This window comes from Pedobacter zeaxanthinifaciens, assembly GCF_003313335.1.
Classification (GTDB): domain Bacteria; phylum Bacteroidota; class Bacteroidia; order Sphingobacteriales; family Sphingobacteriaceae; genus Pedobacter; species Pedobacter zeaxanthinifaciens.
Map to the genome: position 1 here is coordinate 40,666 of NZ_QMHP01000011.1, position 15,561 is coordinate 56,226.

A 15,561-nucleotide genomic window follows, 5' to 3' on the forward strand; every position below is an offset into this window, starting at 1 on the left:
AGGTAAAACAAATTTAGCTTTTTTAAAAAATACTATGCTTGCATAAAATTTAATTTGTAAATTTTAAAAAATGTATTAAGTTTATGTTAAAATAAACAATATAAACTGCAGAAGTATGAACAAAACTATTACTAAAGTATTTCTTATGCTTTGTGTTTTGCTGTGGACTGGGTTCTCGGCCATTGCGCAAAGCATTGTGGTTAGCGGTACCGTTACCGATAAACTAACCAAGGAGCCGATTCCTGGAGTGAGCGTTACAGTGAAGGGAAAAACAATAGGTTCTTCTACCGACCAAAACGGAAAATTTTCTTTCAGTACTACTGAAAAACCACCATTTACGCTTACTGTTACCTTTGTGGGCTACAATACAGTGGAAAGGGAAGTGACTACTAATGCAAGTAACTTAAAATTTGAGCTTGAAACAGGTGCAATTTTAGGGCAAGAAGTCGTGATTTCAGCATCAAGAACTCCTGAGCGTATTTTAGAATCGCCGGTGACGATTGAGCGCTTAGGGCAAACACAAATCAAAGAAGCTGCAGCACCATCTTTTTACGATGCTATTCAGAACATTAAAGGGGTGGAGATGAGTACTCAAAGTTTAACCTTCAGGTCTTACAATACCAGAGGTTTTAACGCCAATGGTAACACTCGTTTCAACCAATTAATTGATGGTATGGATAATCAAGCGCCAGGCCTAAACTTTTCTGTAGGTAATATTGTAGGTATCACAGAGCTTGATGTTGATAATGTAGAGTTGTTGCCTGGAGCATCATCGGCATTATATGGTGCTGGTGGTATCAGCGGTACTTTGTTGATGACTTCAAAAGATCCGTTCAAATATCAAGGCGTGAGTTTCCAGTTAAAAACCGGATTAAACCACGTGAACGACAACAATACTTCTGCGCAAGAGTTCAGACAGTTTGATATGCGTATGGCTAAGTCTTGGAACAACAAGTTTGGCGCTAAATTCGCATTTTCATTTTTGCAAGCTAAAGACTGGTTTGGTACTAATCAGTCAAACTTTGATAGAGCGGCTAACATGCCAAAATCTGGTACTCGCCAATCTGATCCAAATTATGACGGTGTGAATGTTTATGGTGATGAAGTGAGCCAAAATATGAGAGCGGTGAATAACAATGTGGAGGCTGCTACAAGACAAGCTTTATTAACTGCATCTGGTGGAGCATTCAATGCACAAACAGTACTTAATAATTTGCCGGTAGGAACTCCTTATCCAAACTATATTGCTTTTATTAATGCCAACGTACCTGCTGCATTAAGGCCTACGGTAATTAACCAATATCTTCCTTTTTATTATGCACAAAGAAATAACGGTTTCTTGCCTAATCAAAATGTATCAAGAACTGGTTACAATGAAATCGACTTAGTAGATTATGGTACTAAATCTTTGAAGATGTCGGGAGGTTTGTATTATAATTTAACTAATACGGTACAATTATCAGCTCAAGCTAATTGGGGTACTGGTACTTCGGTTTATACTGGATCTGACCGTTATTCGTTACGTAACTTCAATATTGGCCTGTATAAATTAGAATTAAAAGGTCAAGACTTTTATTTAAGAGGTTACACTACTCAGGAACGTTCGGGTGATTCGTATATTTCTTCAATTTTGGGAAGTTATATCAATGAGAAAACTAAAGCATCTACTGCATGGTTTCCTCAATATATTGGAACTTATATTGGTGCTAGATTAAACCCTGCAGTTACTGATGAGCAAGCACATGCTGCTGCTCGCCAAGCGGCAGATGCTAATAGAATACAGGCTGGCAGTCCTCAATTCAATACCTTCGCAGATCAAATTAAAAACACTTACATCAGTCAAACTAATTTAACTACTGGAGTTTATGGCGCTAAGTTTAATGATAAATCAAACTTGTATCATTATGAAGGTATGTATAACTTTTCTAGGTTATTTGATAACGTTATAGAATTTCAAGTTGGAGCATCGGCTCGTCGATATGACTTAAACTCTGGCGGTACTATATTTGACGACTTGAATAGACAGATCGACATTGACGAATATGCGGCATTTGGCCAATTAGGTAAAAAGTTTGGTGACGTATTTAAAGTAACTGTTGCTGGCCGTTTCGATAAAAGCCAAAACTTCGACGGTCGTTTCACCCCACGTGTAACAGGTGTGTGGACTGTAGCTAAAAACTCCAACATTCGTGCCTCATTCCAAACAGGTTTCCGTAATCCAACCACTCAAAACCAATATATCGATTTAGCAGTAGGCGGTGGTAGTCAACGCTTAATTGGAGGTATTCCAGAGTTTTTAAATAAGTATAGCTTAATCAGCAATAAACCTTTTACTGAGGCTAGCTACAGACAATTTGTTGCGGGTTCAGGTGCTTTGGCTCAATATACTTTTGATCCTCGCGGCGTGCGTCCAGAAAGTGTTACTGCTTATGAATTAGGTTACAAAGGATTATTAGGTTCAAATTGGTTGGTAGATGTTTACGGTTTCTATAACACCTACAAAGATTTCATCACAGCCGTTAACGTATATCAGTTAAATGGTACAAGTTTCACTAAATTCGGTGTTCCTGTTAACGCAACTGGAAAAGTGAAAACTTACGGAGGTGCATTTGGTTTAGATTACGTACGCGGAAAATATACTTTCTCGGGTAACGTATCTTATAATAAATTAAATGATTTACCTGCAGACTATAATAACGATTTCAATACACCAGAAGTTCGTTACAACTTAGGAATTAGCAACCGTGAAATTTTCAAAAACGTTGGTTTCAATGTGAACTATCGTTGGCAGGATAAATTTACTTGGTTCTCTTCTTTTGCCGGTGGCGAGGTGCCAGCATTCGGAACAGTTGATGCTCAAGTAAATTTGAAAGTTCCTTCTGTAAATTCATTAATTAAAATTGGTGGATCAAACATCTTGAACAAATACTACATCACTTCTTATGGTAACCCAGAAGTAGGTGCAATGTATTATGTGTCATTAGCATTTAATCCATAGTGAAGTCTCGTCAATCTTTAAGGTTGATAAGGTTAATAACGACAAAGCCCCGAGAATTTCCCGGGGCTTTGTCGTTTATTGATAGTTTACACTATGAATAGAGGAAAAATTGAAGCAGATTCCTCATCCCTCGTAATGACAGTATCGTTTATTTATACATCTCGGCTCTTAATTTAGCCACATCATCGCTGTTAATGTATTCATCGTAAGTCATCAACTTATCAATGATACCTTTTGGCGTAAGTTCTATAATTCTTGTAGCTACTGATTCTGTAAGTGCATGATCTCGTGAGGTGAACAAAATCGTGCCTTTGAAATCCTTCATTCCATTGTTCAATGCCGTAATAGATTCCAAATCCAAGTGGTTGGTAGGCTCATCAAAAGTTAAGAAGTTGGCTTGTTGCAACATCATTCTAGAAAACATACAACGCATTTTCTCGCCTCCCGAAAGTACCTTTACGTTTTTCAATACTTCTTCACCGGAGAAAAGCATTCTTCCTAAAAAGCTACGCACAAATTGTTCATCCGCTTCAGTACCAGAGTATTCACGCAACCAGTCAATCAAATTCTCATCCTTGCCAGCAAAATACTCAGAGTTATCGTTAGGAATGTCAGCTGTGCTAATAGTTACCCCAAACTTAAACTCACCAGTAAAATCTTTATCGTTGCCGTTAAGTATTTCATAAAAAGCAGTGGTGGCTAAGCTGTTTTGTGACAACACTGCAATTTTATCGCCTTTATTTACCATAAAGTTGATGTCTTTAAAAAACACTTCACCATTTACAGTTTTGCTTAACTTTTCTACTTGTAAAATCTGATCTCCAGCTTCACGAGCGCCATTGTTGAACATAATAGCAGGGTATTTTCTGCTAGAAGCTTTAATTTCCGAGATGTCAATTTTTTCCAATGCTTTTTTACGCGAAGTAGCCTGTTTTGATTTGGAAGCATTGGCACTAAACCTGCGGATAAATTCCTGTAGTTCTTTCACTTTATCCTCCAACTTTTTGTTCTGATCAGCACGTTGTTTCAACGCTAACTGTGAACTTTCGTACCAGAAAGTGTAGTTACCAGTGTAAATGCTCATCTTACTGAAATCAATATCCACAATATGCGTACAAACGGCATCCAAAAAGTGCCTATCGTGACTCACAACTAGCACAATATTTTGGTAATCGGCCAAGAAATTTTCCAACCAAGCGATAGTTTCAATATCCAAGTCGTTGGTAGGCTCATCCAGTAGTAAAATATCAGGATTGCCAAATAAAGCCTGCGCCAATAACACACGTACTTTTTGGTTACCATCCAGTTCTTTCACTAATTTGTAATGAAATTCCTCTTTAATGCCCAAGTTGCTCAACATTGTAGCAGCGTTGCTTTCCATGTTCCAGCCATCCATTTCCGCAAATAGATTTTCCAGCTCGCCCGCACGCTCACCATCTTTTTCCGAAAAATCTTCCTTCATGTAAATGGCATCTTTTTCCTTCATGATATCGTACAACTGCTTGTGACCCATCATCACGGTTTCAATTACCGAAAACTCGTCAAACTCGTAGTGGTTTTGCTTAAGCACCGCCATACGTTCGCCCGGTGTAAAAGCTACTGAGCCGCTTGTTTGTTGTACATCGCCACTTAAAATTTTCAAGAAAGTAGACTTGCCGGCGCCATTAGCACCAATTACACCGTAGCAGTTGCCATGCGTAAATTTTAGGTTAACATCCTCAAAAAGTGTACGTTTTCCATAACGTAGCGATAGGTTTGAAACTGAAATCATATTGCTGAAAAATAAGCCGCAAAGGTAGTTAAAAAAGGTGGAAGCTGAAAGGTTTAGCGCCTAAACGGATTACTAGAAACTGTGAGATGGTATAATTCGGCGGCTGTAGTCCCGCTTTTTGCTTCAATCTTTTGCCATCGTTGGTGGTAAACTTCGTAAGTTTTCAAAACTTACGAAGTTAAAAATGTAGTGCTGCAAAAGTATTTTCGCTTCAATCGGGGTTACTTAACAAAAGCCTATGCAGTTCAGTAATTTAGTATCTACAGTCTTTGATTTAGCGGCTTTTCATTTTATCGGCTGTTGCTTAAAAATATGCTTTCACCAATTACCAAATCACCGCATTGAAATTATCTCATCAAATCGCTCCTCATGCGATAGCACATCATCGCTGTTTTGCCTAATTTTTTAATGAGTTGATAGTTTACAACTGCGCCAACTGCTGCCCCAACAACCGGTAGTAGCTGCGCCAGTTTTGCTAAATCAATATAATCTCGGTATTGTTGTTGGAAAGTTTGCCAATCGAAGCCATCTCCATTTTCAGGTAGTAAAAACAATTTATCATCCCAATTCTCTAGCTGCTGTAGCACTTCTTGCGATCCTTTTTTGCTTGAAAAAGCCAGTTGGAAAATATGAAGGACGTACAGTCTTTCTCGGAAGTCGCTGGTATTGAAGCCATATAAGGCAGCAATTTCATATAGCAATTTTATTTTAATGGCAATCAAAAGTGGAAAATCTGCTAAGCTCATTAAAAATCCTCCGGCGCCAGTTATACCACCTTCAGCTGCACCAGTTTTACAATAGCTTTCGATTTTGGATTTTACCAAAGCTTCACGGTGTATCAAACTCATTTCTTGAGGTGGCATACTTGAGGTAGTTATTTCCGAACCAAAAAGTACAGCTTTTACCATTTGCCTTATTGCTAAAGTAATGGCATCATGCACCTTTTGTGGAATATAACCATTGATTTTTCCCTGGATTTTATAGGTAATGTTGTCTGCAAGTGATGGCTTTTTCATCACTTCCATTTTCCAGAATTGAAGCTCTATTGCAACCTGTTCTTGGTATTTATCCATAGCTATTAAGTAACAACAGCTTAGAGCCCGAAAAGTTAGATGATGTTACAGGATGATAAATGAGTTTATTGCTTAAGCGGATCATCATTCGTTAGGAACGGCATCCGTCAAGCTAAGTCTGCTTGGAAAATAAAAAAGTCCCACAATAGCGGGACTTTCCTTGACGTTTGGTGTTAAACCTTATTTCTTTTCTTTGTTATAAGCCTCATTTAGGCCTTTGATTACCTCGCTAGTTACATCAAGGCTTTCATCAGCGAAAAGGATATCGCCCATGCCTTTTTGATATTTTAGTACCATTTTGTAGCCTTTTTCTTTAGCATAGGTTTTTAAGTAATCAGCAACTTTGTTGTAAAGCGCTTCCTGCTCTTTGGCCTGCTCATTTTGGAAAGCAGCACCGGCATTTTGCTGATAAGCCTGTAATTCTTGCTGTTTACGAGATAATCTCTCTTCGGTAGCAGCTCTCTGCTCGGCAGTCATCCCATTAGCTTGCGATTGATACTGTTGCATGTCACGCTGGAAAGCTTGTCCTTTAGCTTTAAGGTCTGCATCGGCAGCTTTGCCTTTAGCTTCCATTTTAGTTTTTAGCACTTTAAAGTACTCGTATTGGTTTAAAAGCGAGTCCGAATCAACGAAAACGATTTTGTCCTTATTTGCATCAACAGATACTGCAGGTTTTGCTGCTGTACCTTCTGTTTTCGTTTCTTTGTTTCCGCAGGCGCTCATCACAGAAACGATGGCAATTGCAGTAGCTAAGCCGCTAAATTTTACTGTGTTTAGTTTCATTCTATACTTCTAAATTTTAGCAAATATAAAAATCAAATCCGACTATCCTATAAGTCGGGTTTTTTTAGGCCAAATAAAGCAATTTTAACAGTCGAATAGTTATCCACAATACCCTGAAATCCATAAATTTTGCGTATTTTTGATTCTTAAATTTTCAAATAAAATATGAGCGAAGAAAAAAATCCAAACTCAAATTATTCGGCCGATAATATACAGGTTTTAGAAGGTTTAGAGGCGGTTCGTAAGCGCCCTTCAATGTATATTGGTGATACCGGCGTTAAAGGTTTGCACCATTTAGTTTATGAAGTTGTAGATAACTCTATTGATGAGGCTTTGGCCGGTCATGCTGATACGATCTATGTAAATATTTTAGAAGGCAACTCTATCAGGGTTGAAGATAACGGTCGTGGTATTCCAACTGGTATCAATAAAAAAGAAAATAAATCGGCATTAGAGATTGTAATGACCGTGTTGCACGCAGGTGGTAAATTTGATAAAGATACCTACAAGGTTTCTGGAGGTTTGCACGGTGTGGGTGTAAGTTGCGTTAACGCTTTATCTACCCACTTAAAAGCTGAGGTACACCGCGAAGGCAAAATCTGGATGCAGGAGTATGAAATTGGTGTTCCACAATACAATGTTAAAGAAGTTGGCACTACCGATAAAAGAGGTACGATTGTAACTTTTAGTCCGGATCCAACCATTTTTACGCAGACTACAGAATATAAATATGATACGCTAGCTGCTCGTTTACGTGAATTAGCTTTCTTGAACAAAGGTATTAAGCTAACTTTAACAGACGAGCGTGAGGTTTTGGAAGATGGTACTTTCTTTTCGGAAGTTTTCCATTCTGACGGTGGTTTGAAAGAGTTTGTTGCCTTTTTAGATGGAACTAGAGCATCTTTTTTACCTGAACCAATTTATGTAGAAGGTATCAAAAATGGTATTCCTGTTGAATTGGCTTTTCAGTACAATGATAGTTATTCTGAAAATGTACATTCTTATGTAAACAATATCAATACTCACGAAGGTGGTACCCATATCGCTGGTTTCCGTCGTGGTTTAACACGTACTTTAAAAGCATATGCTGATAAATCTGGTTTGTTGAAGAACCTTAAAATGGAGATTACTGGTGATGACTTTAGAGAAGGTTTGACTGCCGTGGTTTCTGTTAAAGTTGCTGAGCCTCAGTTTGAAGGACAAACCAAAACTAAGCTGGGTAACAGTGAGGTGATGGGTGCTGTAGACGTTGCAGTAGGTGAGGCTTTAGGTAATTATCTTGAAGAGAATCCGAAAGAAGCTAAAATGATCATCAACAAGGTGATTTTAGCTGCAACAGCTAGGGCTGCTGCTCGTAAAGCTCGTGAAATGGTTCAGCGTAAGAGTGTGATGGGTGGTTCTGGTTTGCCAGGTAAACTAGCTGATTGTTCTGATAGTGATCCAGAAAAATGCGAAATCTTCTTAGTAGAGGGCGACTCGGCAGGTGGTACTGCTAAACAGGGTCGTGATCGTAACTACCAAGCTATTCTTCCGTTAAAGGGTAAAATCTTGAACGTGGAGAAAGCCATGGAGCATAAAATTTACGAGAATGATGAGATCAAGAATATGTTCACGGCTTTAGGCGTTAGTATCGGTACTGAAGACGATGACAAGGCTTTAAACTTGAACAAGCTTCGTTATCATAAAATCGTAATCATGACGGATGCTGATATCGATGGTTCGCACATTACCACGTTGATTTTAACATTCTTCTTCCGTTACATGAAACCACTGATTGAGGCTGGTTATGTTTATATCGCTGCTCCACCGCTTTATCAGGTTAAGAAAGGTAAAGAGTTCGAATATGCTTGGAACGATGTGCAACGCGATGCTGCTATCCAACGTTTAAAAGGTGCGGGTAAAGAAGATAGCGTACATGTACAACGTTACAAAGGTTTGGGTGAGATGAACGCTGAGCAGTTATGGGAAACTACTTTAGATCCCGCTCGTCGTACTTTAATGCAAGCAACAATTGAAAATGCTGCGGAATGTGACCATACCTTCTCTATGTTAATGGGTGACGAAGTAGCGCCTCGTAGAGAGTTTATTGAACGCAACGCTAAATATGCGAAGATAGACGCTTAACAATCGCTAATCATAAAATTAAACCCTCCCTGCATTACGCAGAGGAGGGTTTTTTATTTTTATATATATAAATTTCTTATGTATATAGGAATACTTTATATTTGTGTTTATGGCAGTTAATACAGAGCTTTTTAAAGGCACCCTACAAACCATCATTTTAAAGATGTTGTCAGAAAATGAAAAAATGTACGGTTATGAAATTACGCAACGAGTTAAATTGATAACCCAGGGGGAACTCATCCTCAAAGAAGGGGCGCTTTATCCGGCGTTACATAAAATGGAAGCGGAGGGGCTATTGGAAACCAGTACTGAAATAGTAGACAATAGGCTACGTAAATATTATTCGTTATCTAAAGATGGCGGTAAAGCTGTTGCTAGTAAATTGGAAGAAGCTAAAGCATTCATCAGTCAGTTGGAGTTATTGTTGAAATTAAAGCCTAGTTATTAGTATGGATTTGTCACTAAAAGAAGTTGAAGAGGTAAAGGAATATATTTCTTCGATAACTAAATACACAGAAACCAAGCAAGAAGTTTTTGATCATGTATTGAGTTGTTTAGAATACGATACCAGAAGTTACGATCTGTTACTTGTAAATGAGATAATCGAAAGAGATTTTGGAGGCATTTTAGGAATAAGAAATCAAGAAGAAAAACTCTTTGCAGTGTTATTAATTTCGTCTATCAAAAAAATATTTAGGTGCTTTGATGGTCAATTTTTTCGGCGAAATATTTTTTTCTTGATTTCTCTAATTTTTATCTCCCGCTTTTTCTATGAGATGATTTCAAATGGACAAACGTTGGAAAATATAAACAAAGCCAATAAGATTTTAGTTTGCTTGGTATGCTTATACTATCCATTACGAAAGTTGTATTATTATTTTAAACGTTATAAAGCTTCCGTTTTTGATGATTTAAAGTCAACGATAAGTCTGGCCGGGTTGGTAGGTGTTATGGCATTATATTATTTTTTTATAGATGTACGGTCGGTGTTTTCTTTGCCCGTGTATTATAAAGGAGTTATGGCACTCATCTGTTACGTAACTAGTTCGTTCTTAATCCGTTTGATATTTTATAGCCAAAATAAAAAAGTTATAGCAGCAAAATGAAGCAACTAGATAAAACGCAAATCGATTATATCAAAAATTATATTCTTAAAAAAGGAATTAGATATGTAGATGTCCAAATGGAAATACTTGATCACGTAGCTAGTGCGGTAGAAGAGAAAATGGGTTTGAATGAAAGTTTAACACTGGATCAAGCGTTAAAGGAAGTACATCAATCTTTTGGGATCTTTGGATTTTCAAGTTTGGAGGATGCAATTGTTAACGGTATGAATAAGAAATACAATAGCATCTTTTGGGCCAACTTCAAATCCTTTTTTGATTTTAAGTATTTGACACTGCTACTTTTAACCGGGATTTTATTTTATAAGGTGATAAATTTTGTTGGAAATTCTGATGTGGTTTTAGCGATAACGCTGATTTTGATTTTGGCTTTAACTGGGTTTGTTATTATTTCTAATTTATTAAATAGAACTTATAATAAGTTTTTAGCTTTTCGAGTATCAGCTTCATATTTTGGTTTTATTGGCTCATTTTTTTTGATTTTTAAGATGATATTAAAAGATATGCCTAATATTGAATATCTGGGAATTAACATCAATGTATTTTTAATCACCATCTTGATGTTAGCTTTAGCTATCTATGTGATTTCGGGCGTAAAGACTGCTAGATTAGGTAAGAGGGAAAGCAGGCTTTTGATGGAAAAATATACAATTTTAGATCAGGCGTAAAAATTAAACCCTCCCTGCATTACGCAGAGGAGGGTTTTTTATAAAACAACATCAAAAAACTAGCAATTTAAAGGATGTAGTAGGAGCCAACAGGCGCCATATCCGCATGAGCTTTGTCCTCAAATAATTTGTTGTCGTCCAACATCTGACAAAGGTCTTTTTCAATAGTTCTACAAATGGTTGTAGTGGGGGTGTCGGTAGGTTTGTTTTCAAACGGATCTTGTAAGTGTACAGCCATTTTTTCTACCAATAAGAAGAAAACAGAGATAGAAACTACTACCGGTATTTCCATAAAACCAAAATATTCTATCAACCCAAAAGGCAACATCATAATGAATAGAAATATCGACATGTGGATGTATTTGCTGTAGGTTACTGGAAAGATGGTTTTTTTGATTCTCTCGCATCCACCCATGTGGTTACAAAGTGCATTTAGGGTTTTATCAATTTCTATTTGCTGATATTTGTTGATCCAGCCTTCCTGCAAAGCCTTTTTCAAATCCATGGCATGCAACTCCAAAAGCGCCACCGTAACATTGTTTTGTCGTTTAATAAACGCAAATTCGTCTGCTTCTAAATATCGATCCAAACCTTTTGATGAACTAAACCCTCTTAGCGATTGACTAAGCGCATAACACCAGGCAATTTGCCTTTTGATAAATTTGCGTTTAAAAGCTTTGGCCTCATCAGGTGTGTAAGCACTATCTACAAAAGATAAAATTTGTCTGGACAATGACCTCGAATCGTTTACAACGGCACCCCATAAAATTCGGGCTTCCCACCAACGGTCATAGGCTTGGTTTGACCTAAAAGCCAACAACAGTGAGATGATTGTTCCCAATAACGCCGGCACTGCAATTGGAATGGAGATGCGTGTGACATGGAAATTATGGTACAAAATCACTACACTCACCGAGTAAATTACAACGAAGAGCAACTCTTTTTTAATCTTTCCAAAAATATAAGTGATGGGTATGTTATTTCGTAAAAGCATGATATCGTGTTTTAGTTAAAAATTTTTAAGCTGACACCGTATTGGTGCGCTTTTCATTTAGCATCTTAGTTTCGAAAAGCTCTTTTTCCTGTGCAATTACACGTGTATCCAGCTCTAACACCTGGCAACCACTACGTGATGTCAAGTATTTAGGATCGATGCTATATTTATTGATTGGTTTAAAATTATAGTCCTGTGCATAAACAATTAGATCTATCTTTAAACCTTCTATCAAGTTTTTAAACGCTGCGGCAGTGCTTCCATAAAAAAATTCAATGCCTATGGCTTTTACTTTGCCTTGATATTTTGCGGTATACTGATCAATTTTCTGATAAAATTCATCACTAACATTTTCGTAGTCTCTACTTCTTCTACTCAACATCAGCATGTTGGTAATGGAATCTGAGAGTTTGAAAGCGTGTAAAAAGATTATGGTTACTTCTTTTAAGTCAGGTTGTAAAGCAATAGCATCAATTATTTTGGTACCTTCTACTTTAAAATCTGTTGGAACTAATATTCTTTTCATAACCCTAATTGTTAAATGATCAATTAATTATTTGATACAATATTAGGGCGGACAAATTATAGCCACCTAAGAATAAGATTAGAATGAGATTAGAATTTTAATTAACTGGAAGCATCACCTTAATTTCGGTACCCATGCCTTCCTGAGATTTGATGCCAATACTGCCGCGGTGCAGCCTAATGATGTTGAGCGAGAGCGGCAAGCCAATGCCATAACCGTTAAAATTACTGGTATTAGATGCTCTGAAAAAAGGCTCAAATATATGCTGAATGTCGTCTTGAGGTATGCCAATACCTTGGTCAATTACTGCGATAGATAAAAGGTTTCCATTACTTTCTAGCTTCACTTTTACCGGCTTAAAGTCGGAATATTTACAGGCGTTGCTCACGATATTTGTGACAGCTAGCTTTAGTAAGTTTTTATTTGCTTTTAGGGTTACTGCGGCCTCGTCTTCAGGTAGTTTGCTTAAATCTAGCTCAATTTTGCTTTCCGGATGTACCTGATAAACAGCATCTTTAATTTCCCATAACAATTCATCAATTCTTACTTCTTCTCTGGGTTGCACCTTGCCGTTGAAGCCAGATTGCGCTAAACCAAGTAAGCTGGCAATGATATTCTCCAAACGTTCGGCTTCCGATTTAATTTTATTTAGCGTTTGTAGATAATCCTGTTGTTGCAAATCACTGCGGTTTGCTAGTTCCACCTCCCCGGTAATGATTGTTAAAGGTGTACGAAGTTCATGGGAGGCATTACTGATAAAATTATTTTGCGTTTCGAAAGCTGTCTCTAATCTGTTGAGCATGTTGTTGAAGGTCTGTGCCAAGTCAGACATTTCACCGCCGCCGTAACTTTTTACATCCAAGCGCAGGTGCAAATTTTCTGCCTTGATTTTTTTCATGCTCTTAATGATTTTCCGAAGCGGATCAAGTGCATATTTAGAAAAGCGCCAACCGACTAAGAAAGATAGAAACACAGAAAGAAAAAAGCCTGCAACTAATATCTTTTGCAGATTTTTAAGTTCTTTAAAGCCAAATGGATCATTTGCGGTAATAACTACGATATATCCTTGTTCGCCACTTTCAAAATATTTTCCAGCATAAAAGTGGTTTTCTTTACGGTAGCGAGCCATTTTGCCTTCGTTAATACGTTTGTAAAAACTTTTCGGAAGCTGATCTTGTGTGTTTACTTCAGGATGGGTATTGGTATCCGTTTTAACGATATACTCTTTTTCAGAAGGAAGACGCTCTAAATATTGAGCACGCATTTTTGCGTAGGCATCGTTATTTTCATCTTTTACTAACTTAATTTGTGCTGCAATATTTACTCTCGCTTCTAAACGTTTGTAAAAATCTTCGAAGGCAAATTCATTGGAAAAATACCACACGAATCCACTTAGCAAGGAAATGATAACTGCCGATAATATGGCAAATAATAAAGTGATTTTTTTTGCTAGCTGCATTAATTTTCTTTCAAAACGTAACCCAAACCTACTGCCGTATGAATCAGTTTTTGATCACTGTTTTTATCGATTTTTTTCCGAAGATAATTGACGTAAACATCAACTACGTTGGTACCCAAGTTAAAATCAATATCCCATACATTTTCTAAAATATCAATTCTGGAGAGAATTTTAGATTTATTTTTTGCCAAGAATTCAAGTAAGCGGTACTCGGTAGCAGTAAGTGTAATATCCTGATCGGCTCTTTTTACACTTTTAGCGGTTAGGTTGATCTGTAAATCAGCAATGTTAATGGTATGGTCAGGACTGATGAAGCCACTGTACCTGCGCAACAGCATACGGATGCGAGCAAAAAGCTCTGCAAATTTGAAAGGTTTGGTTAAGTAATCATCGGCGCCATTATCCAGTCCATTCACTACATTCTCGGTAGAGTCAAGCGCTGTTAACATGATAATAGGTACGTTAGGCTTTTCTTTTTTAATGATTTTGCAAAGTTCTAAGCCATTAATGCCAGGAAGCATGATATCTAAAATGATCAAATCAAAATGGCTAGAAAGTGCCATTGTTTGACCAATATTGCCATCAGGGGCAACACTTACATTGAACCCTTCGGCACTGAGGCCGCGTACCACAACTGATACCACGTTAGGCTCATCTTCAACTAATAGCAAATTCATCAATGCCAAGTACTTTAAAAAAAGGGATAAAAAAAAATTATATCCCTTCTTTTAGTTAAATTTTACTGTTTGATAACGAACAGCAAACGCAAGTATTTGTTTGATTATTTCTTTTCAGACATCTCCTTTAAGGATTGTAGGCCACTTTCGAAATCTTTTCCAATCATTTTATCCATGCCACCCATTACTAGGCACATCCACCTGCCAATGATGTTATTGTCGCCGCTCATCGTCCAAGTCACTTTTGTGCCGTCAGCTTGTTTTGAGAGGTCGAAGGTAACATTTGCAAGGCTTTCAAAAGGTTTGATGAATTTTAAATCCATTTTGATTTGTTGGTACGGAGTTACGCCTGTGATGCTCATTTCACCTTCGCCTGATTTTTCTCCTTTCCAGTGATATTGGTGCCCTACTTGCTCAGGACTACCTTTTAAATCATATTTAGAAGTAGTATCCATTTTGGACCAAGCGTTCCATTTAAGGAAGTTATTGAAGTTGGCGATATGTTGATAAACTACGGTGTCTGGCGCTGCAATAGTTACAGACCTGCTTACCGAATAGGTTTTTGGAAGTAATGTACCACCAATTACGATGATAGCAACGAGTACTACTATCACCGCTAGAAAAATTTTTAAAAACTTCATGTTGTATTTGTTTGATTTACATAAAGTTAATTAAAATTAGAAAAAGGGAAAATTTTACTAGTTATTTGATACTCCCTTTAGTTTTAAATCTTTCATGTTGTTGCGGATGTTCAGCATAAAATCTGCTCCGGGGTCATTTTTGCCCGTAAGGTAATTTGGATTGGTTTCTTTCCAAAGCGGCGTGTTTTTAAACTTAGCGTATTCGTAGTGGCCAATCAAATATTCGATGTTGTATTTTTTACAGAGGTAACGCACCAACAACTCATTGGCTTTTAGTTGAGCATCTGTTAAGGGAAAATCGGCGCTGCCTACATTTTCAACACCTATTGCGCAGTAATTTAAGCCAATTACGTGTCGGGCAAAATAGTTTTCAGGCATTAGCCTATAAATGGTGCCATCTCTATCAATTAAAAATTGTGATGAAGTATTGAGCGCACTCACTTGGGCAATATCCTTCCTGTCGCCATTAGGAAGCTTGGCTGGATAAAACGCGTTAAACGTTGAGGAAAAGGTTTTGGCGGCGGTCCAGTGTAGCACAATAATTTTGGGAGTTATTGTCGGTGTAGTTTGTGTAATTCCATGTCTTTCTTTAAGGTATTGCAAACTCAGTTTTATTCTGGTAGAATTATAGGAGATAGGTTTGTCGACAATTTTAATTTGCTGCGCTTGAACTGTTACGTAACTGATGAGCAGTAAGAAAAATAAATTAAATTTTGTTAGCAT

Annotated in this window: 14 protein-coding genes; 5 read left to right on the forward strand and 9 right to left on the reverse strand. The window is 37.4% G+C overall.

The genetic code is table 11. The annotated features are described in order from the left end of the window. The first annotated feature begins 115 nt into the window (after window positions 1-115). Window positions 116-2,998 carry a TonB-dependent receptor gene (locus DUT68_RS15500; RefSeq protein WP_113639131.1) on the forward strand — a complete coding sequence of 961 codons (2,883 nt, stop codon included), beginning with the start codon at window positions 116-118 and terminating at the stop codon, window positions 2,996-2,998. Window positions 2,999-3,146: 148 nt separating this feature from the next. Here DUT68_RS15500 and DUT68_RS15505 read toward each other — a convergent pair whose 3' ends face one another. The 3 genes from DUT68_RS15505 to DUT68_RS15515 all read right to left on the reverse strand — a co-directional run bounded on the left by DUT68_RS15505 (window position 3,147) and on the right by DUT68_RS15515 (window position 6,625). After that, window positions 3,147-4,769, reverse strand: coding sequence for an ABC-F family ATP-binding cassette domain-containing protein (locus DUT68_RS15505; protein WP_113639132.1), 1,623 nt, complete (start codon window positions 4,767-4,769; stop codon window positions 3,147-3,149). A 347-nt stretch (window positions 4,770-5,116) separates the two neighbouring features. Further along, window positions 5,117-5,842, reverse strand: coding sequence for an EcsC family protein (locus tag DUT68_RS15510; RefSeq protein WP_113639133.1), 726 nt, complete (start codon window positions 5,840-5,842; stop codon window positions 5,117-5,119). Window positions 5,843-6,022: 180 nt separating this feature from the next. Further along, window positions 6,023-6,625 carry an OmpH/Skp family outer membrane protein gene (locus DUT68_RS15515; RefSeq protein WP_113639134.1) on the reverse strand — a complete coding sequence of 201 codons (603 nt, stop codon included), beginning with the start codon at window positions 6,623-6,625 and terminating at the stop codon, window positions 6,023-6,025. A 165-nt stretch (window positions 6,626-6,790) separates the two neighbouring features. On the opposite strand from DUT68_RS15515, the gene gyrB reads away from it, so the two are divergent. The 4 genes from gyrB to DUT68_RS15535 all read left to right on the forward strand — a co-directional run bounded on the left by gyrB (window position 6,791) and on the right by DUT68_RS15535 (window position 10,541). Then, complete coding sequence (gene gyrB, locus DUT68_RS15520; RefSeq protein ID WP_113639135.1) at window positions 6,791-8,749, forward strand: DNA topoisomerase (ATP-hydrolyzing) subunit B; 1,959 nt, start codon at window positions 6,791-6,793, stop codon at window positions 8,747-8,749. Between the two features lie 109 nt (window positions 8,750-8,858). Next, a complete protein-coding gene (locus DUT68_RS15525) occupies window positions 8,859-9,197 on the forward strand; it encodes a PadR family transcriptional regulator (protein ID WP_113639136.1) in 339 nt (112 codons plus the stop codon). Window position 9,198: 1 nt separating this feature from the next. After that, the gene (locus DUT68_RS15530; protein WP_113639137.1) at window positions 9,199-9,855 is read left to right on the forward strand and encodes a hypothetical protein; all 657 of its coding nucleotides are present in this window, start codon (window positions 9,199-9,201) and stop codon (window positions 9,853-9,855) included. Continuing rightward, on the forward strand, window positions 9,852-10,541 hold the full coding sequence (locus DUT68_RS15535) for a hypothetical protein (RefSeq protein WP_113639138.1): 690 nt from the start codon (window positions 9,852-9,854) through the stop codon (window positions 10,539-10,541). Before DUT68_RS15530 ends, DUT68_RS15535 begins: the two co-directional genes overlap by 4 nt. 67 nt (window positions 10,542-10,608) lie before the next feature. Here DUT68_RS15535 and DUT68_RS15540 read toward each other — a convergent pair whose 3' ends face one another. The 6 genes from DUT68_RS15540 to DUT68_RS15565 all read right to left on the reverse strand — a co-directional run bounded on the left by DUT68_RS15540 (window position 10,609) and on the right by DUT68_RS15565 (window position 15,561). After that, window positions 10,609-11,535, reverse strand: a complete 927-nt coding sequence (locus DUT68_RS15540; protein WP_113639139.1) for a bestrophin family protein — start codon at window positions 11,533-11,535, stop codon at window positions 10,609-10,611. 25 nt (window positions 11,536-11,560) lie between these two features. Further along, window positions 11,561-12,061 (reverse strand): hypothetical protein, encoded by a 501-nt coding sequence (locus DUT68_RS15545; protein ID WP_113639140.1) that lies wholly within the window; start codon window positions 12,059-12,061, stop codon window positions 11,561-11,563. Between the two features lie 97 nt (window positions 12,062-12,158). Beyond that, on the reverse strand, window positions 12,159-13,520 hold the full coding sequence (locus DUT68_RS15550; RefSeq protein WP_113639141.1) for a sensor histidine kinase: 1,362 nt from the start codon (window positions 13,518-13,520) through the stop codon (window positions 12,159-12,161). After that, the gene (locus DUT68_RS15555; protein WP_113639142.1) at window positions 13,520-14,197 is read right to left on the reverse strand and encodes a response regulator transcription factor; all 678 of its coding nucleotides are present in this window, start codon (window positions 14,195-14,197) and stop codon (window positions 13,520-13,522) included. Before DUT68_RS15555 ends, DUT68_RS15550 begins: the two co-directional genes overlap by 1 nt. A 104-nt stretch (window positions 14,198-14,301) precedes the next feature. Continuing rightward, on the reverse strand, window positions 14,302-14,838 hold the full coding sequence (locus DUT68_RS15560) for an SRPBCC family protein (protein WP_113639143.1): 537 nt from the start codon (window positions 14,836-14,838) through the stop codon (window positions 14,302-14,304). 57 nt (window positions 14,839-14,895) lie between these two features. Beyond that, window positions 14,896-15,561, reverse strand: a complete 666-nt coding sequence (locus DUT68_RS15565) for a peptidoglycan recognition protein family protein (protein WP_113639144.1) — start codon at window positions 15,559-15,561, stop codon at window positions 14,896-14,898.

Coding starts and splice junctions, on each gene's coding strand:
- DUT68_RS15500 (WP_113639131.1), top strand. CDS start 116: ATGAACAAAACTATTACTAAAGTATTTCTTATGCTTTGTGTTTTGCTG.
- DUT68_RS15505 (WP_113639132.1), bottom strand. CDS start 4,769: ATGATTTCAGTTTCAAACCTATCGCTACGTTATGGAAAACGTACACTT.
- DUT68_RS15510 (WP_113639133.1), bottom strand. CDS start 5,842: ATGGATAAATACCAAGAACAGGTTGCAATAGAGCTTCAATTCTGGAAA.
- DUT68_RS15515 (WP_113639134.1), bottom strand. CDS start 6,625: ATGAAACTAAACACAGTAAAATTTAGCGGCTTAGCTACTGCAATTGCC.
- gyrB (WP_113639135.1), top strand. CDS start 6,791: ATGAGCGAAGAAAAAAATCCAAACTCAAATTATTCGGCCGATAATATA.
- DUT68_RS15525 (WP_113639136.1), top strand. CDS start 8,859: ATGGCAGTTAATACAGAGCTTTTTAAAGGCACCCTACAAACCATCATT.
- DUT68_RS15530 (WP_113639137.1), top strand. CDS start 9,199: ATGGATTTGTCACTAAAAGAAGTTGAAGAGGTAAAGGAATATATTTCT.
- DUT68_RS15535 (WP_113639138.1), top strand. CDS start 9,852: ATGAAGCAACTAGATAAAACGCAAATCGATTATATCAAAAATTATATT.
- DUT68_RS15540 (WP_113639139.1), bottom strand. CDS start 11,535: ATGCTTTTACGAAATAACATACCCATCACTTATATTTTTGGAAAGATT.
- DUT68_RS15545 (WP_113639140.1), bottom strand. CDS start 12,061: ATGAAAAGAATATTAGTTCCAACAGATTTTAAAGTAGAAGGTACCAAA.
- DUT68_RS15550 (WP_113639141.1), bottom strand. CDS start 13,520: ATGCAGCTAGCAAAAAAAATCACTTTATTATTTGCCATATTATCGGCA.
- DUT68_RS15555 (WP_113639142.1), bottom strand. CDS start 14,197: ATGAATTTGCTATTAGTTGAAGATGAGCCTAACGTGGTATCAGTTGTG.
- DUT68_RS15560 (WP_113639143.1), bottom strand. CDS start 14,838: ATGAAGTTTTTAAAAATTTTTCTAGCGGTGATAGTAGTACTCGTTGCT.
- DUT68_RS15565 (WP_113639144.1), bottom strand. CDS start 15,561: ATGCTAACAAAATTTAATTTATTTTTCTTACTGCTCATCAGTTACGTA.